The organism is Microbacterium deminutum (genome assembly GCF_039530205.1).
Classification (GTDB): domain Bacteria; phylum Actinomycetota; class Actinomycetes; order Actinomycetales; family Microbacteriaceae; genus Microbacterium; species Microbacterium deminutum.
The window spans coordinates 31,712-51,537 of the sequence record NZ_BAAAOG010000007.1 but is presented as its reverse complement, the minus strand read 5'-3'; the positions used below and the strand labels follow the sequence as shown (position 1 = coordinate 51,537).

Below are 19,826 nucleotides of genomic sequence, written 5' to 3'. Positions count from 1 at the left end.
TTCTACGCGAGCGGATGCCGCGACCCCGCCCGCGAGCCGGTCATCCGGCAACCGCGGAATCGTCTGCCTGCTGCGGCCCGAGTTCCTGGAAGACCGTGAGCTGCACCCCGGCCGGACCGCGCAGGCGCGCATTGAGAGACCGCCAGGGCGTGACGCGAGCGGATGCCTCCACCTCAGCGCCCCCGCCCGCAAGCCGCTGGACGACCCCTGCGGTGTCGTCCACCTCGAGTCCGATCCGAATCGGGTCGCTCGCCCCTCCGTCGGTCTCGACCCGATCGATGAACGCGACCTGAGCGGCATTCGCGAGTTCGAGCGTCGCCCGCCCTGCCTCGAGGATCACCACGCGCGCGCCGCCGTCGGCCTCGTAGGCCTCGGCCTGCGGCATCCCCAGGACGTCTCGATAGAAGGTCAGCGCCTCGTCGAACTCTGCCGCCTGCACGACCACGCGCAGCTGCCGCACGATCCCGCGCGCCGCAGACGTCGCCTCGTCCGCCGCGGCCGAAGCGCGGGCGAAGAAGCGGTCCAGCGACGTGCGCCCCGCGCCGTCGTGCGCCCAGGCGTCGAGGGCGGCGAGAACGGCGCCTCCCCACGCCGCACCCGCGACCTCGGCGTCGATCCGCTCCGCCCCGCCGCGGCGGAGACGATCGCCGACGACGCGTGCGACCCGCGAACGACGGACGGATGCCTCGCGCTCCAGCTCATCGTCGAGCCGCATGGCGGTCGAGTTGACCAGTGCGAGGGCGAGGCTGTCTGGCGCGAACCCGTCCGCGATGGACGCGATCGCGGCTCGGACGTCGGCTGCGGCATCCGGACCCTCACGGTCTGCGAGCCGCGCCTCGAGCGCGGCGATCCGCTCGTCCAGGGCGGCCCAGAGGATGTCGGACTTCGCCGCGAAGTAGTTGAAGAAGCTCGATCGGCTCACGCCCGCCCGCGTGGTGATGTCGGCGATCGACGTCGCCTCGAAGCCTTTTTCGAGGAAGAGCTCGCACGCGGCCTCGGCGAGGATCTCGCGCGAGGATGCCTTGGGTCTCCCGGATCGCGACTCTGACGACATGGCTCCCAGCGTACGATCCGGGTCCGCGGAAGCGTAATGTTGGACGCGATCCATAAACGCGCCGTCATGCCGCCATGAGCGAAGGAGCGAACGTGCTCGAGATCCAGACCGTCGGCCTCTCCCCCGACTACGTCCCCTACCTCGACGGATGGGCCCTGCAGCGCCGCATCCACGCCGAGGTCGTCGAGGGTTCGCGGCCCGACACGCTCCTGCTGCTCGAACACGAGCCGGTGTACACCGCAGGGGCCCGCACCGCCCGACACGAACGGCCGACCGACGGCACGCCCGTCGTCGATGTCGACCGGGGCGGCAAGATCACGTGGCACGGTCCCGGCCAGCTCGTCGGCTACCCCATCGTCAGGCTCCCCGAGCCGATGGATGTCGTCGCACACGTGCGCCGGCTCGAAGGGCTCCTCATCGACGTGCTGCGCGAGCACGAGGTCGAGGGCTATCGGGTCGAGGGCCGGAGCGGAGTGTGGGTGCGGCGTCCGCTGGGCGAGGACAAGATCGCCGCGATCGGCGTCCGGGTGCAGCGCGGGGTGACCATGCACGGCTTCGCGTTGAACTGCGACAACTCCCTCGCGGCCTTCCGAGGGATCATCCCGTGCGGGATCACGGATGCGGGTGTCACGACGATAAGCGAAGTGGCAGGGACGGATGTCGGGCCCGCCGACGTGGTCGACTCGGTTGCGGCAGCCTTCGCCGCGGAGTACGCCGGGGTCGCCGCGTGACCGCGACCGCGCCGGGCGAGCGCAAGCTGCTGCGGCTCGAGATCCGAAACGCCCAGACGCCGATCGAGCGCAAGCCCGAGTGGATCAAGACCCGGGCGAAGATGGGTCCGGAGTACACCGCATTGCACTCCCTCGTGAAGGATGAAGGGCTGCACACCGTCTGCCAGGAGGCCGGATGTCCCAACATCTACGAGTGCTGGGAGGACCGTGAGGCGACGTTCCTCATCGGCGGCTCGCAGTGCACACGTCGCTGCGACTTCTGTCAGATCGACACCGGCAAGCCCGCCGAGTACGACACCGACGAGCCGCGCCGGGTCGCCGAGAGCGTCGTCCGCATGCGGCTGCGCTATGCGACGGTGACCGGCGTGGCGCGAGACGACCTGCCCGACGGCGGGGCGTGGCTGCACGCCGAGACCGTGCGCCGCATCCATGCCGAGAACCCGAACACAGGGGTCGAGATCCTCGCCACCGACTTCAACGGCGAGCCCGCACTCCTCGGCGAGGTGTTCGACTCGCGCCCCGAGGTCTTCGCGCACAACGTCGAGACCGTGCCGCGCATCTTCAAGCGGATCCGGCCCGCGTTCCGCTACGACCGCTCGCTCGGAGTGCTGACGATGGCACGTGAGGCAGGACTCATCACGAAGTCGAACCTGATCCTCGGGATGGGCGAGGAGCCGGAAGAGGTCGTGCAGGCACTGCAGGATCTGCACGACGCGGGCACCGACATCATCACCATCACGCAATACCTTCGTCCGTCGCCGCGTCACCTCCCGGTGGACCGGTGGGTCAAGCCCGCCGAGTTCGTCGAGTTCAAGGAAGCGGCGGAGCGCATCGGATTCCTCGGCGTACTCGCGGGACCGCTTGTGCGCTCGTCCTACCGCGCCGGGCGGCTGTGGGCCAAGTCGATGCTGTCGAAGGGGCTCGACATCCCGCCGCACCTCGCGCATCTCGCGCAGGACATCGCGCTCGAAGGTCAGGGGTTCGCCCAGGCGGTGTGAACGCGCGTGTTGGGCGCGTTTCGTCTCGCTTCGCTCGCTCAACGGCCGGCGGCTCCGGGTCGTTGAGCGAGGAGCGGAGCGACGAGACGCGCGGAGCCGGCGGGTCAGTCCGCGCTCGTCACCGAGAGCACGTCGCCGTCGGAGTCGAGGTTCACCAGCAGCACGTCGTCGGTCGCATCGGGGTCGAGGGCGTACTCGAGCACCGCGAAGGGGTCGGCACCGCCGTGCTCGTCGGCGAGGATCGTCATGCTCATGAGCTGGAGCGATCGGATGATGTCGATGTGCACATCCCCCGACACGTCGACGAGCAGATCGTCCAGCTGCTCTCCGAGAGTCGCCTGCTGCTGCAGGATGTACTCGATCACTTCGCTGGTGCGGTCGTCGAGCTCGGCGACCATGGCGTTCCGAGCGCTCCGGTCGATCGTCTCGAGGGCCGAGATGAGCCCGGCGGCGACGTCGAGCGCCGCTTCCGACACGTCGTCCTGGTCGGGTGCGGTGAGGTCGACCGTCACGGTCTGATCCCCCAGCTCGACATTCTCGGACCAGAAGATCGAACCGTCCGGCCCGGACTCGAGGAGTCCGAAGAAGTCGTGCTCGATCGCCATGTCCCCATGAAACCAGCCTCTGCCCCAGCGCGGTAGCCCTGGACGCGCGTATCTCGGATTCAGTCGACGAGGGATGCCGCGAACACGTGCGGCGTGAAGCCCGTCAGGTCGCCGATCCCCTCGCCCTGCCCGAGCAGTTTCACGGGAATCCCGGTGCGCTCCTGCACCGCCAGGACGAATCCGCCCTTCGCGGAACCGTCCAGTTTCGTCAGCACGAGCCCCGTGACGCCCGCATGCTCGAGGAAGGCCTGCGCCTGCATCACACCGTTCTGGCCGGTGGTCGCGTCCAGGACCAGAAGCACCTCGCTGATCGGCGCCTGCTTCTCGATGACGCGGCGGATCTTGCCGAGCTCATCCATCAGTCCGCCCTTGGTGTGCAGGCGCCCCGCCGTATCGACCAGTACGATCTCGGTGCCGGTGCGCTTGGCGTAGTCGATGGTCTGGAAGGCGACGGATGCCGGATCCTGGCCCTCCTGCTGCGGTCGCACGATCGCGGCTCCGCCCCGCTCGGCCCACGTCGCGAGCTGGTCCACCGCCGCGGCACGGAAGGTGTCGGCGGCGCCGACGACGACCGAGCGCCCGTAGCGCTGCAGGAACTTCGCGAACTTGCCGATGGTCGTGGTCTTGCCGACGCCGTTGACGCCGACGACCAGCACCACTGCCGGACGCTCGGTGAGCCGCAGCGTCGTGTCGAACTTGGCGAAGTGCTCCTCGAGGGTCTCCTTCAGCATCCGCTGCAGGTCTTTGGGGTCCGTCGTGCGATACCGGTCGACCTTCTCGTGCAGCTCGTCGACGATGCGCTCGGTGACGTCGGGGCCGAAGTCGGCCGTGAGCAGGGCGGTCTCGAGGTCTTCCCACGTCGACTCGTCGATCGTGGGCTTGACGAACACGCCGCGCAGCGCGCGGCCGAGCGACCAGGAACTCTCAGCCATGCGACCAGCCTAGGCGCGCGACGACGGAAGCAATCGCGGCATGATGAGGGGCATGACCCAGGAGACCCTCGCCGGCTCGCCCATTCGGACGCCCGACCAGCGCCTGCGAGTCTTCGTGAGCTCCACCCTCGCCGAGCTCGCCGAGGAGCGCGCCGCCGTTGCCCGGGCGATCGTGTCGATGGGCCTGTCGCCCGTCATGTTCGAGCTCGGCGCCCGGCCGCATCCGCCGCAGGAGCTCTACCGGGCGTATCTCGCCCAGTCGGACATCTTCGTCGGCCTGTATTGGCAGAGCTATGGCTGGGTGGGGCCCGGCATGGACATCTCGGGGCTGGAGGACGAGTTCAGGCTGTCTGGCACGCGCCCGCGCCTGCTGTATCTGAAGTCGCCGGCGCCCGATCGTGAGCCTCGGCTGAGCGCCATGATCGACGAGCTGCGCTCGGAAGGACAGGATGCGTACCGCTCCTTCCGCTCGACCCGCGAACTCGGGCGGCTGGTCCGCGACGATCTCGCCGTGCTGCTGAGCGAACGATTCGCGAGTTCCGTTCAGCCGGTCGTGTCACCCGCCGCCCCGGCCGCCCTCCCGCAGGAGCGCCGGTCGCTCCCGGCGACGTCGACTTCGCTGATCGGCCGCGATGACGACATCCGATCGGTCGTCGGGATGCTGGCAGACCCCGGCATCCGGCTCGTGACGTTGACGGGTCCTGGCGGGATCGGAAAGACGCGCCTCGCCATCGCCGTCGGTGAGGCGGTCGACCGACGACCCGGATCGCGGGTCCATTTCGTCCCCCTTGCGAACGTCTATGAGGTCGCGGACGTCATGCCCCGGATCGCCGGCGCGGTCGGAGCGAACATCGAAGGACGCGGCTCAGCCCTCGAGGCGGTGGTGGAGCGACTGGCCGACGCCGACACGATGCTCATCCTCGACAATCTCGAGCAGGTGATCGGGGCGGCGCCCGAGATCGACGAACTGCTCACGCAGTGCCTCGGCGTGAAGATCCTTGCGACCAGTCGCACGGTGCTTCGACTGCGCGCCGAGCAGGAGTACGCCGTTCCTGCTCTCACGATCCCTCTCGCACGCGACGCCGTCGGCGACGCGACCGTCGAGCAGATCTCCGCTCTTCCGGCGGTCCGGCTCTTCCTCGACCGTGCAAGCGCCGTCCGCCGCGACCTCGTCCTCACGCCCGACAGCGCCGCCGCGATCGCCGAGATCTGCCGCCGGCTCGATGGGGTGCCTCTGGCGATCGAACTCGCAGCCGCCCGCACTCGACTGCTCGAGCCGAGAGCCCTGCTCGACCGGCTCGGAACGGTGCTCGACGCGCTCGGCACCGGTGCAGTCGACCTGCCGGAGCGGCAGCGCACTCTGCGCGCGACGGTCCAATGGAGCGTCGGACTGCTCGAGGACACCGAGGCGCGCCTGCTCGCGACGCTTTCGATCTTCGCCGACGGCTGGACGATCGCAGCTGCGGCGGTCGTCGCCGGGGAATCCGAATTCGGCACGCTCGATCTGCTCGACTCGCTCGCGGGCCACAGCCTCGTGAGCGTGGACGCTTCAGCCGCCGAGCCGCGGTTCCGGATGCTGACCACGGTGCGCGAGCTCGCCGCCGAAACCTTGCGCGCCCGCACCGACGCCGATGAGATCGAGCGACGACACGCCGAGTACTTCGCCTCGATCATCGACACGGACACGGTTCCCGTCGACCTGCGGACGCCGTGGGCTGATCAGCTTCGCGTCGAAGAGGAGAACGTCCGCGCCGCCATCAGATGGTTCTTCGCGCACGACATCGGCCGACTGCCTCACCTGCTGCGATCGTTGTGGCTCTACTGGCAGACGAACGATGGACTGGTCGAGGGTCGCGAGTGGGTGAACGAGCTGCACGCAGGTCTCGACGTCGAGTCGCTGGATGCCCGCGCCCAGGCGGAGGTCCGCTTCACCCAGGTGGTCACCGCCACGGCCGTGGGAGACGACGACGGCGCCGTGTCGGCAGCCGAGGAGATCCCGCCGCTCATCGGGCGAATAGCCGAACCGGCCCTCAAGAACGCGCTGCACCTCGCCGTGTCGTGGAGCCGTCCGATCGTGGGCGACTTCGAGGGCTCCCTGGCAGCCGCCACTCGCGCTTACGAGGGCTTCGCCGAGCACGACGATGCTTTCATCGCGTTCGCCGCCCTCACGGTCGGCATGCTGCAGGCCGCTCTCGAACAGGACGACGAGGGTCGGCGATTCCTCGTGGAGGCCGCAGACCTGGGCAGCAGATTCGGCAACCGGTGGCTGACGTCTGGGGCTCGGACCCAGCTCGTGATCCTCGATGTCCGGTCGGGATCGTATTCGGCGGCACGCCACCGGCTAGCGGAGGTGCTCGAAGAGCTCGACGGACCTCATCTCGGAACGGTGAACGTGTGCTTCGCGCTCGTCGCCTACGCCGAGCTCGCCGTGGCCGAGTCAAGACCCCTCGACGCCGCAACAGCGCTCGGTGCGGTGGCGGGGCTGCGCGACCGCGCGGGGCTGCTCGCCTGGCCGATCGCACGTCCTGGCGAGGCCGTCCTGAACGACAAACTCGCGGCCCTGATCGACCCTGCGGACCTGGCTGCGGCGCACGCCCACGGAACCGGCCTCCGCCCCCACGAAGCGCTGGTGCTGATCCGTCGCGCCGTCGCTTGAAGCGGTATCACGACGCGACGCGCTCCCCCACGCGCTGGCCGACGACGGCGGAGACACCGTCCTGGCGCATCGACACCCCATACAGCGCGTCGGCGATCTCCATCGTGCGCTTCTGGTGGGTGATGACGATGAGCTGGCTGCTCTCGCGCAGCTGTTCGAACACCCCGAGCAGCCTGCCGAGGTTCGCGTCGTCGAGTGCGGCCTCGACCTCGTCGAGGATGTAGAACGGGCTCGGCCGCGCCTTGAAGATCGCGACCAGCAGGGCGACCGCCGCCAGCGATCGCTCACCGCCCGACAGCAGCGACAGCCGCTCGATCTTCTTCCCGACCGGTCGCACCGCCACTTCGATGCCGGTCGTCAGCGGGGAGTCGGGATCTGTGAGCGAGATGCTTCCCGTGCCCCCGGGGAACAGCACCGGGAACACTTCCGAGAACGCGGTCCTGGTGTCCTCGAAGGCGGCCAGGAAGATCACCTGCATCCGCTCGTCGAGCTCCTCGATGATCGTGATGAGGTCCTTGCGCGTCTGAGTGAGATCGGCGAGCTGATCGGTCAGGAACTTGTGGCGCTGCTCGAGTGCCGAGAACTCCTCGAGCGCGAGCGGGTTGACCCGCCCGAGCTGGGTCAGCTTGCGCTCGGCATCCTGCAGCCGCCGCTGCTGTCGCGTCCGATCGAATGGGACGGATGCCGTGGCCGCATCCTCCGCAGCGTCAGGGGCGCTGTCCGCAGGAACCGGCTGATCCGGGCCATATTCCATAATGAGAATGTCCTCGTCCAGACCGAGTTCGGAACCCGCACGCTCGAGCAGCCCCGACACGTGCAACCGCTTCTCATGGATCTGCAGCTCGAGACCGTGCACGCTCTCGGTCAGTCCCGACAGGCGTTCGCGCGTCGACGCCTCCTGACGCCTCAACTCGACGAGCTCAGCCGTCACGGCGCTGCGGGCGGACTCGGCGGTGGCCAGCTCGACCCGCGCCTGCGACACTGACCTGTCGACCGAGTCCAGCACCGCCGGCAGCTGCGCCGTCACGCCGGCCGCGATCTCGCGCTGGGCCCTGCGGATCACGGTGCGCCGGGCGGCCTCCGCGGCCGCGTCGCGCTCGCGCTCGCGCTGCCGCTCGAGCTGGACCACGCGCGCCTCGCCCGCCCGGATCCGCTCTCGGAGCGTCTCGACATCCAACCGTGCCCGCATCTCGCCGTCGCGGGCCGCCTCGAGCGCGGCGAGCATGCCGTCGCGGGCCGACGCGTCGAGGATGGGACGGGGCGCCTCGAGTGCGTTCTGAAGCTGACGGTCGGCGGAGCGTTCCGCCGCCTCGGCATCCTCGACCGCCCCAGCCGCCTGTGCGACACCGGCGGCGAGCCGCTCGCATTCGGCGACGGCGGCCTCGTACCGCACCGTCGCGCGATTCACCTGCTCAGCGTGGGCAGCCAGGGCCGCGTCATGCTCCCGCAGGTGGGCCAGCGCCCCCTTCGTGCGGTGTCGCGCCTGCTCCAGGCCGTGGACGGCGCTCGAGAGCGCCTCACGCAGCGAGTCCGCGACGACGCCGATCTCGGCGTTGCGCTCGGCCGCGGCATCCCGTTCCGCCGCCAGCTCGAGACGCGATCTGCCCTGCCCCGACCCCGCCCGAACGGTGTGATCCGTGACCACCTCTCCGGACCGGGTCACGATCGTGACGGGCGCGCCGACCGCCGCGCGCGAGATCACCGGACCTGCGGCCAGCGCCGCGTCGAGGTCGTCCGCGACGACCACATGCGACAGGATGCCGAGCACCCCTTGCGGCGCCGACACCACCTCGCTCGCAGGAATGACGCCGGCAGCGGCCGGAAAAGCCGGTCGCTCGAAGGGCGCCTCGGCGATCGCGATGTCGACGGTTCCGTGGTCCCCGTCGCGGGCGGTGCGCGCCGTCGCGAAGGCATGTTCGCGGCTCTCGACGAGCAGCCCCTCTACGAGCGGACCCAGCGCCGCGGCGATCGCCGTCTCGTATCCGGCCGTGATCCTGACCGAGTCCCCCAGCAGACCCCGGATTCCGGCACCACCCCGGGCGACGAGCTCCGCCGCCGCGTTCTTCACCTCGAGCGCACGCCCGAGCGCGGTGGTCTGCGCCGTCAGAGCCTCGGCCTCGCGCTCGGCGGCGTGCAGCTTCTCGCGGAGCGCGCCCACCCGGGCCTCGGCCTCGGTCCCGTCGCGCTGCGCCCGCTCGTACGCGGACGCGTATTCGGCGGCCGACCCTTCCGGCACGAGGTCGGGATCGACGCCGGCGAGGGTCTCCTCCGCCTCGGCGCGGCGGGCGAGGGCGCCGTCGAGCGCGCGCTGCTGGCGCTCGACGGCCGCCCGCACGGCGCCGAGGGCGGATGCCGCGGCCTCGGCCGAGCCCCGAAGGGCGGTGATCCGCATGTCGTGCTCCGAGACGAGCGCGCTCTGCGCGGCGATGTCGGCGTCGAGTGCGTCGAGTTCGGCGCGGGCTCGGATCACGTCGCGGGATGCCTCGCCCGCGGCATCCTGTGCGCTTCCGAGTCCCGCCGCGATCTCATCGATGTCGGCCCGCGCCTCGTCGATCGCCGCCTGCGACACGGTGGCGCCCTGGATGAGGTCGTCCTCCTGCGCCTCTCCGAGCAGCGCCAGTCGCTGACCCGCGAGCGCGTAGAGCCCGCGCAGGCGGTCCTGCACGCGCTCGAGGCCGAATGCGACCCGACGTGCCTCGTCGACGGCCTCGGAGCGCTGCTGCGACTCGAGCTGCTCGACCCGCACCCGCGTGTTGTCGAGCTGGTCCTGCAGCACGAGCCGCTCGGTGTGGCGCTCCTGCTCGCTGCGGGCGTGGGCGGCGAGCTCGCCGCGGAGTGCCACCACCTCGTCGGCGAGAAGACGGGCCCTGGCGTCGCGGACGACCGCCGCGATCGTGGCCGCCTCCCGCGCGATCTCGGCCTGACGGCCGAGCGGCTTCAGCTGGCGGCGGAGCTCGCCCGCCAGGTCGCTGAGGCGGGTGAGATTCGCCTCCATCGCTTCGAGCTTGCGCAGGGTCTTCTCCTTGCGGCGACGGTGCTTCAGGATGCCCGCGGCCTCTTCGATGAACCCTCGACGGTCTTCCGGCGATGCCTGCAGAACGCTGTCCAGCCGGCCCTGCCCGACGATCACGTGCATCTCGCGTCCGAGCCCCGAGTCGCTGAGCAGCTCCTGCACATCGAGGAGGCGGCACACGCCGCCGTTGATCGCGTACTCGCTCGCACCGTTGCGGAACAGGGTCCTGCTGATGCTGACCTCGGCGTACTCGATCGGCAGCGCACCGTCGCTGTTGTCGATCGTGAGCTGGACCTCCGCACGGCCGAGGGGCCCGCGGGTGGCCGTGCCGGCGAAGATGACGTCCTCCATCTTGCCGCCGCGGAGCGTCTTGGCGCCCTGCTCGCCCATGACCCACGCCAGCGCGTCGACGACATTCGACTTGCCGGATCCGTTGGGGCCGACGATGCAGGTGACGCCCGTCTCGAACGCGAACGTGGTGGGCTGGGCGAACGACTTGAACCCTTTGAGCGTGACGCTCTTCAAGTGCATGCGCGCGCCTCCGAGGTGGATGTCCCGTCCACCGTAGCGGACGGGGCATCCACCCCCGGCACGGCGAGCCGGGCGAGGCTCAGACGATCGCGCGGGCGTCGTCCCAGGTGCGGGTGCGAACGCGACACGCCCGGGATGCTTGACGCGCACCGCTTGATCGCGCTAATGTCACTCCTCGCGTCCCGAAGTTGAGAAAGGAGGTCCCCCGATGATGCACATGACCGCGACTGGAATCACCACCCCAGACGGCGGCTTCGCGCGTGCGTTCGCTGTGGGGACCGGCTCCTTCGGCGCCTTCCAGAACGGCCGCGCTCACACCGCCATCTGACCTCCGCAGGGGAGGACTCTGCCCGTCTCAGGGCTGACTCTCCGCGGCGCCGCCCGAACATCGGGCACCCCGCCCATCCCTGCGAACCGTCCCCCGTCGTGCTGCGGCATGACACTCCCCTGCCGGCATCCATTCGGATCCGGCGCCCGACTCGACCGGGTTCGGGCACCACCCTCCGTTCGAAAGAGAATCATCGTGAACAATCTCCTTGCGCCGCAGCGCCTCTCGGGTCTCCCCGATACGCAGCGGCTGACGAGCCGCCCTCCGCACACCTCGCTCATCGATCGCGTCGCGCTCCACATCGGACTGCGTCTGCTCATCTGGAGCACCAGGAGCCCCCGGCTCACGCTCGACCGCGAAGCCCATTCGCGGTCCTACCGTGCACACGCGGCCCGCGCCGCACGCGAGCACGGCTACACCCGCGAGGTCCTCCTCGCACCCCGGCCGTGATGGCCACCCGGGGTCCGTCGACCGCCATCCGGTCGACGGACCCCCACCCTGAAAACGAAGGACGCATCATGAGCGACACGCTCACTCGGATCGAATTCCGCCCCCTCGTCATCCCGGAGTCCGTCGAGGCCGACGACGCCGCGGACTTCCGCGAGATGGTGCGGGTTCGCAACGTCGTCTACCGGGAGATCTCCGGGCATGACGACGGCTCGGTGCCCGCGGATGAACTGCTGCCCAACCTCAAGCCCGACGAGTACCGGGTGCTGCTCGCATGGATCGTCGTCGACGACGGCCGTGTCGTCGGCCGCGCGATGGTGGAACTGCCTTCCGAGACCGACTCGAAGCTCGCGTTCTGGCGCGTGGAGCTGCTTCGCGAGGTGTGGGGCCGAGGCATCGGTTCGGCCGCGTACGCCCTCATCGAGAAGACCGCGCGCGAGCACGGCCGGACGATCCTCCAGGCGTGGGCGGAGCATCCCGCCGGTCCCGGACCGCGCATCGTGTCGCCGACCGGCTTCGGCGACATCCCCGAGGACCACGCCGCACGGTTCTTCGAGCACCGCGGATTCTCTCTCGAGCAGGTGGAGCGCAACAGCGTCTTCGACCTCGCGGGGACGTTCGAGACCGTCGAGCGGCTCCATGCGGAGGCGGTGGCCGCGGCCGAGGGCTTCCGAGTCGTGCAGTGGTTCGCTCCGACGCCGCCGGAGTTCGTCGAGGGATACGCCTGGATGAAGTCCCGCATGATCACCGATGCCCCCGCGGCGAACCTCGAGTTCGACGAGGAGGTCTGGGATGCCGCGCGCCTGGCCCAGCACGACGCGAAGTACACCGATGTCGGGCGCCTCATGCAGGTGACGGCCGCACAGCACGTCGAAACCGGTGAGCTCGTGGCATTCAACGAGCTCGTGATCGGCAAGGACCGCACCGAGGCCACGTATCAGGAGGACACGCTCGTGCTCAAAGAACACCGTGGGCACAAGCTCGGAACCCTCGTGAAATGCGCGGGCCTGCTCTCGTGGCGCGCGATCGCGCCGCTATCCCCCCGTGTGATCACCTACAACGCAGAGGAGAATCGCCCCATGCTCGACATCAACGAGGCGATCGGCTTCGTGCCGATCGCGTACGAGGGCGCATGGAAGAAGGTGCTCGATGACTGAGATGACTGAGGTGACGGATGCCACGACACTCACCATCGAGAGGATGCCCGTGCCGGCGGCGGTGGACGCCCCTGACGCCGGGCCGTTCCTCGCCATGGTCGAGATCGGCAACGCGCTGTGTCGCCACGACGCGGGTCACGACTACTTCTACCAGACGGCTGAAGAACAGCTGCCCTCCTGGCACGATCAGACGGACCGGCTGCAGATCGGGTTCACCGCTGCGCGCGATGGCCAGATCGTCGGCGCCGCCATCATGACGATTCCGCTCGAAGAGGCCGCGACATCGGTCGAGTACGATCTGATGTCCGACCCCGAACTATGGGGGCAGGGCATCGAGGAGGCGCTGCTCGTGGCGGTCGAGGCCGAAGCGCGTCGCCACGGCCGATCGGTCGTCCAGACCTGGACGCTGCACCGGCCCGACGCGCCGGGTGAACGGCTCGCGTCGCCCACCGGCTACGGGTCGATCCCGGCCGAAGACCGCCAGACGCAGTTCATGCTGCGCAACGGCTATTCGTTCGAGCAGGCCGAGCGCAACAGCGTGTTCGACCTGACCGGATCCTTCGACCTCGTCGAGCGGATGCTCGCAGACGCTCTCGAGGCGGCCGGGTCGGACTATCGGGTGGTGCAGTGGCAGTCGCCGACGCCCGACCGGTACAAGGACGGCTTCGCGTACGTGATCTCGCGGATGTCGACCGACGTGCCCACGGGCGACATGGTGTGGGCGGAGGAGATCTGGGACGCCGCACGCGTCGAGCGCCGCGACAGGCGACTTCTCGAAGGCGGCCACACGATCTCGGTGGCGTGCGTCGAGCATGTCCCGACCGGGACGCTGGTCGCCTACAACGAGCTCGTGATCGCCGCCGACCACACCGCGGCGACCCAGCAGTACGGCACGCTGGTGCTCAAGGAGCACCGTGGACACCGCCTGGGCGCGATCGTGAAATGCGCCAACCTGCTGCGCTGGCGCGAGCTCGTGCCGGAGTCGCCGCGCGTGTCGACGTTCAATGCCGAGGAGAACCGCCACATGCTCGACATCAACGAGGCGATCGGCTTCGTGCCGGCGTCCTATGCCGGCGCATGGAAGAAGACGCTGGATGCCTGATCTGACGCTGTCGCCCGTCGCCGTGCCTTCGCGGGCCGACGACGGCGACGGCGCCGACTTCCGTGAGCTGATCGCGCTGCGAAACGCCCACTATCGGAGGGTCCGCGGCAACGACGAGTACACGATGACGCCCGAACAGGCGCTTCCGCATTGGCAGGACCGATCGGATCGGCTGATGGAAGGCCTGCTCGCTCGCGTGGACGGCGAGGTCGTCGCGTCGGGGACGGTCACGTTCCCTCAGGAGGACGGTGCCGTCACGGGCGAGATGAACATCCGGGTCACTCCCGACCGGTGGGGCGAGGGCATCGGCTCCCAGCTGGTCACCGTCCTCGAGCGACTGGTCGCGGAGCGCGGACGGACGAGCGCGCAGGGCTGGAGCGAACACCCGGAGTCGGATGGCGATCGCCTCGCTGCCGCGACCGGGTACGGCAGCCTTCCGCGCGACCACGTCACACGTTTCCTGGTGCGGCACGGATTCGTGCTCGAGCAGGTGTACCGGAACAGCCGGCTGCTGATCGGCGGGGACCTTTGCGACATCCGGGACCTGACAGCGGATGCGAGGAGCGCGGCCGGGGCATACCGCACGATCTCGTGGGAGGCGCCTACGCCGGAGGAGCATCTCGACGGTTTCGCATGGATGAAATCGCGCATGTCGACGGATGCGCCGGCCGGCGGCGTGGACGTGCCGGAGCAGGCCTGGGATGCCGAGAGGGTGCGGCGGCTCGACGCCAAGCGCGTCGAGGGCGGCTACCGAGTGTTCGTGACGGCGGCGCAGCATCGGGCATCGGGGCAGCTGGCAGCCTTCACCGAGCTGGTCGTGGACGCCGACAGACCCCTGAGCGCCAACCAGGACGACACACTTGTCCTGAAGGCACACCGCGGCCATCGACTGGGAATGCTGCTCAAGGGCGAGAACCTGCTCCGCATGCGGGAGGCGATCCCCGAGGTCGCCGCCATCGACACGTACAACGCCGAGGAGAATCGGCCGATGCTGTCGATCAACGAAGCCATGGGCTTCGTGCCGGTGATGTACGCCGGCGAATGGCAGAAGCGCCTCTCGTGAGCATCAGCCCCGATGCCGCGGCACCCGCTGGCAGTGCGGGCAGAAATGGCTCGACCGGTTCGTGAACGAGGTGCGCACGATGGGGCGGCCACATCGCGGGCACGGCTGCCCGGTGCGACCGTAGGCGTTGAGCGAGTGGGCGAAGTAGCCCGCCTGCCCGTTGACGTTGACGTACTGCGCGTCGAAGCTCGTGCCGCCTTCGGCGAGAGCCTTCTCGAGCACGCGACGCACCTCCGCGAGCAGCCGGTTCACGGCGCGGGTCGGCAGCAGGCGCGCCGTCGTCTCGGGATGGATGCGGGCCGCCCAGAGCGCCTCGTCGGCATAGATGTTGCCGACGCCGCTCACGACCGTCTGGTCGAGCAGCACGCGTTTGATCGCGGAGTCCTTCCGCGCGAGCGCCGCCCGGAAGCCGGCATCCGAGAACGCGGGATCGAGCGGATCGCGTGCGATGTGCGAGACCTGCGCGGGCACCGCGGCGTCCGTCGTGCCGATGCCGCCGGGCTCGGCATCCGGAGTCGGAACGAGCGGGTCGAGGGCCAGCGAGCCGAACGTCCGCTGATCGGCGAACACGACGCTCAGCTCGCCGTGATCGGGATGCTGGATGTCGAGCCGCACCCGTTCGTGGCGCTCCGGCGCCGCGCCGGGAGCGCGAAGCAGGATCTGGCCGCTCATGCCGAGGTGCGCGACGATCGCCTCCGTCGGCGCATCCTCGGCGGGATCTTCGAGCGGGAACCACAGGAACTTGCCCCGTCGTGCCGCTCCGGTGATGCGGCGGCCGGTCAGAGCCGCCTCGAAGTGCGCGCCGTCGCCTGTGTGCCGCGTCAGCGCCCGCTCATCGAGGACGCTCACGCCCAGGACGGTCGCTCCGGCGAGGGCGGGCGCGAGGCCGGCCCGGACCACCTCGACTTCGGGCAGCTCAGGCACGCGCGCTGAGCTCGTGCCAGGCGCGCAGGGCCGCGGCCATCTCGGCGTGCTTCTTGCTCGAGCCGGTTCCTTCGGCGACGACCGCGCCGACGCTCACGGTCGCGACGAAGGTGCGGTCGTGGTCGGGTCCCGTCGCCGTCACGTGGTACACGGGTGGAGGCGTGCCGATGCGCGCCGCGAGCTCCTGCAGGCTGGTCTTCGGATCGATGGCCGCGCCGTACCGGTCCGGATCGTCCAGCAGCGGCTCGACGAGCCGCAGCACCAGCGCGGTCGCCGCCTCGGGGCCGACGGCAAGGTACGTGGCGCCGATGACGGCTTCCATGGTGTCCGCGAGAATCGAATCCTTGTCGCGACCACCCGTGAGGTCTTCGCCGCGCCCGAGCATGACGTGGCTGCCGAGGTCGATGCCGCGCGCGATCTCGGCGAGCGCGACGGTCGACACGACGCCCGCGCGCCGCTTCGCGAGAGCACCCTCGTCGAGATCGGGATGCCGGGTGAACAGCCTCACCGTGACGGCCTGCCCGAGCACGGAGTCGCCGAGGAACTCCAGGCGCTCGTTGTGGGGACCCTGCCCGTGCTCGTACGCCCAGGAACGGTGGGTGAGCGCCAGCGACAGAAGCTCGGGGTCGATGTCGACTCCGAGCTTCTGGGAAAGATCGGCGAGCGCGGGGCGCTCGGCCGTGACGTCGGTCACGTCTCGCCGGGAAGGGCGATCAGACGTCGGCGACCTTGCGGCCCTTGTACTCGAGGAACAGCTCGGTGCCCTGCGAGTCGGTGACGACCTTCGCCTGGTGAGGGCGGCTGTAGACGACCTTGCCGTTCTCGACGGTCTTGACGAGCGTGGGGGCCTCCGCCTTCCACTGCGCGCGACGCGAGCGGGTGTTCGAACGGGAGACCTTCCGCTTCGGGGGGTTACCTGCCATGGCTTGCTCTCTTCTGTGTTCTCGACGGCTCTGCGGCGCTAGGCGCGCGGGGCTTCGTCGTCGTGGTCTGGGGTGTATTCCTGGAGCGCGGCCCAGCGTGAATCCGGGGGCATGCTCTGCTCTGTTCCGGTGAACACGGCGCGCCGCTCGCCCGTGGCCGGATCGAGGCCGGGGCAATCCGGCTCGCACACCGGCTGAAACGGAAGCGCCAGGACGGTCGCATCCCTGACGAGAGTTTCAAGATCCACGTGGTCGTCTTGAACCTCGAAGTCAGTTGCTTCCTCTCCAGGATACGCGAAAAGCTCCTGAAACTCGACTTGGAGGCGTTCGGCGATGTCGTCGAGGCAGCGCCCGCAGATGCCGGTGTATTCCGTGTCGACGGTTCCGGACGCGAGGATGCCCTCGTGCACCGACTCGAGGCGGACGTCGACGAGGACGGGCTCGCCCGCCGCGATGGACACCAGTCCCTCGCCCCACTGCTCGGCAGCGGGAACCTCGAGGGATGCTTCCCGCATCTCGCCCGGGTGGTGCACGATGTCGCGCACGTTGATGCTGAAGGGGCCTGGCCTGCGGTTTCTCACGAGGATCCATGCTACCTGCGCCATCCGGTGGCGCAGGCGGGATCAGGAGGAGCCGGTGTCGAGGAACCGCGCCACGGCGGGCGGCACGAACGGCGACACGTCACCGCCCAGCGCTGCGACCTGGCGGACGAGTGAGCTGGACACGAGTGCGTGGGCCGGGTCCGGCAGCAGGAACACCGTCTCGACGTGGGCGAGGTGGCGGTTGACGATCGCCATGGGGGTCTCGTACGCGACGTCGACCTGCGAGCGGATGCCCTTCACGAGCACGCCTGCTCCGACATCGGTCGCGTAGTCGACCAGGAGTCCCATGCTCCACGAAGCGATGATGACGTCGCCTTCGACGTCGCTCTCGGCGATGGACTGCTCCAGGAGCGCGAGGCGCTGCGCGATCGGCAGCATCGCCTCCTTGCCGGGGTTGTGGACCACGAGGACGTGCAGCTGGTCGTACAGCGCGGCAGCGCGGCGGATCACGTCGAGATGTCCGAGAGTCGGCGGATCGAAGGATCCGGGGACGACGGCGATCCGGCTGTTCATGCGGCCAGCCTATCGGCGGGGCGCGGGCGGTCGTGTCAGCTCTTCGCGAGCGCCGCCCGCTCCTCCATGCCCACGCGCCGCTCGAGAGCCTCGGCGAGTCCGGGATGCCGGATCAGCGCCGGGTCGTCGGCGAGCAGCTCCTCGGCCGCAACGCGCGCTTCGGCGATCAGGTCCGCGTCTTTCACCACCCGCAGCAGCCGCAGCGAGGACCGCGCGCCGGACTGCGCGTCGCCGAGGACGTCGCCTTCGCCCCGCAGACCCAGGTCGACCTCGGCGAGCTCGAATCCGTCGAGGGTCGCCGCGACGGCGTCGACACGCTGACGCGCGGGTGTGCCGGGTGACGCCTCGGTCACCAGCAGGCAGAGTCCGGGGACTCCGCCACGGCCGACACGCCCCCGCAGCTGATGGAGCTGCGAGACGCCGAACCGATCCGCCTCGAGGATCGCCATTGTCGAGGCGTTCGGCACGTCGACGCCCACCTCGACGACCGTCGTCGCGACCAGCACGTCGACATCTCCTCGCGCGAACGCCTGCATGACGGCATCCTTCTCGTCCGAGGGCATCCTGCCGTGCAGGATCTCGACACGGATGTCGGCGTAGGCGGGCAGGCGCGACAGCAGGTCGGCGACCTGGACGACGCCCCAACGCGAGCGCGGCGCCTCGCCCTCGACCTGGGACACCGGCTCGTCGGCGGTGTCGTCCTTCGTAGCGGCATCGGCGTCGATGGCCGCGCAGACCACGAACGCCTGCCGGCCCTGTGCGACCTCTTCGGCGATGCGCTCCCACACGCGACCGAACCATGCCGGGCGCTCGGTGAGCGGTGCGACGAACGTCTGGATGCCGGCGCGTCCCTCCGGCATCGTGCGGATCGTCGACACGTCGAGGTCTCCGAACACGGTCATCGCCACGGTGCGAGGGATCGGAGTGGCGGTGAGGACCAGTGCATGCGGCGACGACCCCTTGGCCCGGAGCGATTCGCGCTGCTCGACGCCGAATCGATGCTGCTCATCGACGACGACGAGGCCGAGATCGGCGAACGTCGTGGTGTCGCTCAGCAGCGCATGAGTCCCGATCACGATGAGCGCCTGACCGGACGCGGTGCGGAGCGCGGCCTTGCGACGCTCAGCTGCAGAGAGCTGTCCGGTGAGCAGCGTCGGCATGAGCTCGGGTGCGAGGCGGGGTCCGAGCATCCGCGCGATGGATCGGATGTGCTGTCCGGCGAGCACCTCGGTCGGCGCGATGAGCGCGGACTGCCCGCCGCTCTCGGCCACCTGGAGCATCGCGCGCAGGGCGACGAGCGTCTTGCCCGAACCGACCTCACCCTGGACGAGCCGGTTCATCGGCCAGTCGCCCTCGAGGTCGTGCGCGATCTGGTCGCCGACCGCGATCTGGTCGGGAGTCCGAGCGAACGGCAGCACGGCGTCGAAGCGCTCGAGCAGACCGCCCGGTGTCCGGCTCGTGGCGGCGAGCGCCCGGACGAAAGCACGCTGCTGCAGCAGCGCGACCTGCAGCACGAAGGCCTCGTGCATGCGCAGAGTCGCTCGCGCCTGCTCGATCTGATCCTCGAAGTCGGGTCGGTGGATGCGCTCGATCGCTGTGCGCGCGTCCAGCAGGCCGTGGCGCTCGCGCAGCGGGTCGGGAAGCGGGTCGGGAACCGGTCCGAGCCCGTCGAGGATCATCTCGACGAACTTCGTGAACTGCCAGCTGGCGACGGTGCTCGTCGCCGGATAGATGGCGATGGGCAGGTTGGCGTTCGCCTCTGCGGTCAGACGCGCCGTCGCCTCGTCGTCGAAGAGCTCGTAGTCGGGATGAGCGAGCTGCTTCGCTCCGCGATACTCCCCCACCTTGCCCGCGAAGATCCCTCGCCGGCCGGGCCGAAGGTCCTTCACCCGCCACGCCTGGTTGAAGAACGTCAGCGAGAGGTCCCCCTGTCCGTCGCTGATCACGACCTCGAGGAGGGAGCCCTTGCGGTTCTGCATCCGGCGCTCGTTCACGCGCTTGACCTCTGCGACGATCGTGACGGGCTCACCGACCGGCAGCGACGAGATGGGCGTGAGCTCACCGCGACGGGCATATCGCCGCGGGTAATGGGCGAGCAGATCGCCCACCGTGCGCATCCCGAAGGCCCGTTCCAGCGCCGACGCCGTCTTGCCACCCAGCGCGCCGTCGAGGCGCGACTCGAGGCGGTACGACGGCATGTCCCGAGTCTATTCAGCGTCTCGGACGCGGGCCCCGGCCTGGCGTCCG

The 19,826-nt window shown here is 69.7% G+C and carries 17 protein-coding genes; 7 read left to right on the top strand and 10 right to left on the bottom strand.

What is annotated here, in order from left to right:
* Positions 1–40 precede the first annotated feature (40 nt).
* Complete coding sequence (locus tag ABD212_RS14935; RefSeq protein WP_344096047.1) at positions 41–1,054, bottom strand: TetR family transcriptional regulator; 1,014 nt, start codon at positions 1,052–1,054, stop codon at positions 41–43.
* 74 nt (positions 1,055–1,128) lie between these two features.
* On the opposite strand from ABD212_RS14935, the gene lipB reads away from it, so the two are divergent.
* Complete coding sequence (lipB, locus tag ABD212_RS14930; protein ID WP_344096044.1) at positions 1,129–1,785, top strand: lipoyl(octanoyl) transferase LipB; 657 nt, start codon at positions 1,129–1,131, stop codon at positions 1,783–1,785.
* On the top strand, positions 1,782–2,783 hold the full coding sequence (gene lipA / locus ABD212_RS14925; RefSeq protein WP_344096041.1) for a lipoyl synthase: 1,002 nt from the start codon (positions 1,782–1,784) through the stop codon (positions 2,781–2,783). Before lipB ends, lipA begins: the two co-directional genes overlap by 4 nt.
* A gap of 104 nt (positions 2,784–2,887) precedes the next feature.
* On the opposite strand, the gene ABD212_RS14920 is transcribed toward lipA, so the two are convergent.
* Positions 2,888–3,388: a DUF2004 domain-containing protein gene (locus ABD212_RS14920; protein WP_344096038.1), complete on the bottom strand. Its 501-nt coding sequence runs from the start codon at positions 3,386–3,388 to the stop codon at positions 2,888–2,890.
* Positions 3,389–3,447: 59 nt separating this feature from the next.
* Positions 3,448–4,320, bottom strand: a complete 873-nt coding sequence (ftsY, locus tag ABD212_RS14915) for a signal recognition particle-docking protein FtsY (RefSeq protein ID WP_344096036.1) — start codon at positions 4,318–4,320, stop codon at positions 3,448–3,450.
* A 52-nt stretch (positions 4,321–4,372) separates the two neighbouring features.
* Between ftsY and ABD212_RS14910 the strand changes: the two genes are divergently transcribed.
* Entirely contained in the window at positions 4,373–6,976 is a 2,604-nt protein-coding gene (locus ABD212_RS14910; RefSeq protein WP_344096034.1) for a DUF4062 domain-containing protein, read from the top strand.
* Between the two features lie 7 nt (positions 6,977–6,983).
* Here ABD212_RS14910 and smc read toward each other — a convergent pair whose 3' ends face one another.
* On the bottom strand, positions 6,984–10,520 hold the full coding sequence (smc, locus tag ABD212_RS14905) for a chromosome segregation protein SMC (protein WP_344096032.1): 3,537 nt from the start codon (positions 10,518–10,520) through the stop codon (positions 6,984–6,986).
* 523 nt (positions 10,521–11,043) lie between these two features.
* Between smc and ABD212_RS14900 the strand changes: the two genes are divergently transcribed.
* The 4 genes from ABD212_RS14900 to ABD212_RS14885 all read left to right on the top strand — a co-directional run bounded on the left by ABD212_RS14900 (position 11,044) and on the right by ABD212_RS14885 (position 14,617).
* Positions 11,044–11,298 (top strand): hypothetical protein, encoded by a 255-nt coding sequence (locus ABD212_RS14900; RefSeq protein WP_344096029.1) that lies wholly within the window; start codon positions 11,044–11,046, stop codon positions 11,296–11,298.
* A 68-nt stretch (positions 11,299–11,366) separates the two neighbouring features.
* A complete protein-coding gene (locus ABD212_RS14895; protein ID WP_344096026.1) occupies positions 11,367–12,452 on the top strand; it encodes a GNAT family N-acetyltransferase in 1,086 nt (361 codons plus the stop codon).
* Positions 12,445–13,554 (top strand): GNAT family N-acetyltransferase, encoded by a 1,110-nt coding sequence (locus ABD212_RS14890; RefSeq protein WP_344096024.1) that lies wholly within the window; start codon positions 12,445–12,447, stop codon positions 13,552–13,554. Before ABD212_RS14895 ends, ABD212_RS14890 begins: the two co-directional genes overlap by 8 nt.
* The gene (locus ABD212_RS14885; RefSeq protein ID WP_344096021.1) at positions 13,547–14,617 is read left to right on the top strand and encodes a GNAT family N-acetyltransferase; all 1,071 of its coding nucleotides are present in this window, start codon (positions 13,547–13,549) and stop codon (positions 14,615–14,617) included. Before ABD212_RS14890 ends, ABD212_RS14885 begins: the two co-directional genes overlap by 8 nt.
* Positions 14,618–14,620: 3 nt before the next feature.
* Here ABD212_RS14885 and mutM read toward each other — a convergent pair whose 3' ends face one another.
* The 6 genes from mutM to ABD212_RS14855 form a co-directional block, all read right to left on the bottom strand.
* Positions 14,621–15,541, bottom strand: coding sequence for a bifunctional DNA-formamidopyrimidine glycosylase/DNA-(apurinic or apyrimidinic site) lyase (gene mutM / locus ABD212_RS14880; protein WP_344096019.1), 921 nt, complete (start codon positions 15,539–15,541; stop codon positions 14,621–14,623).
* A complete protein-coding gene (gene rnc / locus ABD212_RS14875; protein WP_344096017.1) occupies positions 15,534–16,235 on the bottom strand; it encodes a ribonuclease III in 702 nt (233 codons plus the stop codon). The genes mutM and rnc overlap by 8 nt, the downstream gene beginning before the upstream one ends.
* 19 nt (positions 16,236–16,254) lie before the next feature.
* Positions 16,255–16,464: a 50S ribosomal protein L32 gene (gene rpmF, locus ABD212_RS14870; RefSeq protein ID WP_127818873.1), complete on the bottom strand. Its 210-nt coding sequence runs from the start codon at positions 16,462–16,464 to the stop codon at positions 16,255–16,257.
* 38 nt (positions 16,465–16,502) lie between these two features.
* Positions 16,503–16,979, bottom strand: a complete 477-nt coding sequence (locus ABD212_RS14865; protein WP_344096298.1) for a YceD family protein — start codon at positions 16,977–16,979, stop codon at positions 16,503–16,505.
* Positions 16,980–17,087: 108 nt separating this feature from the next.
* Positions 17,088–17,579 carry a pantetheine-phosphate adenylyltransferase gene (coaD, locus tag ABD212_RS14860; protein WP_344096015.1) on the bottom strand — a complete coding sequence of 164 codons (492 nt, stop codon included), beginning with the start codon at positions 17,577–17,579 and terminating at the stop codon, positions 17,088–17,090.
* A 35-nt stretch (positions 17,580–17,614) separates the two neighbouring features.
* On the bottom strand, positions 17,615–19,777 hold the full coding sequence (locus ABD212_RS14855) for an ATP-dependent DNA helicase RecG (protein ID WP_344096012.1): 2,163 nt from the start codon (positions 19,775–19,777) through the stop codon (positions 17,615–17,617).
* Positions 19,778–19,826: the final 49 nt, after the last annotated feature.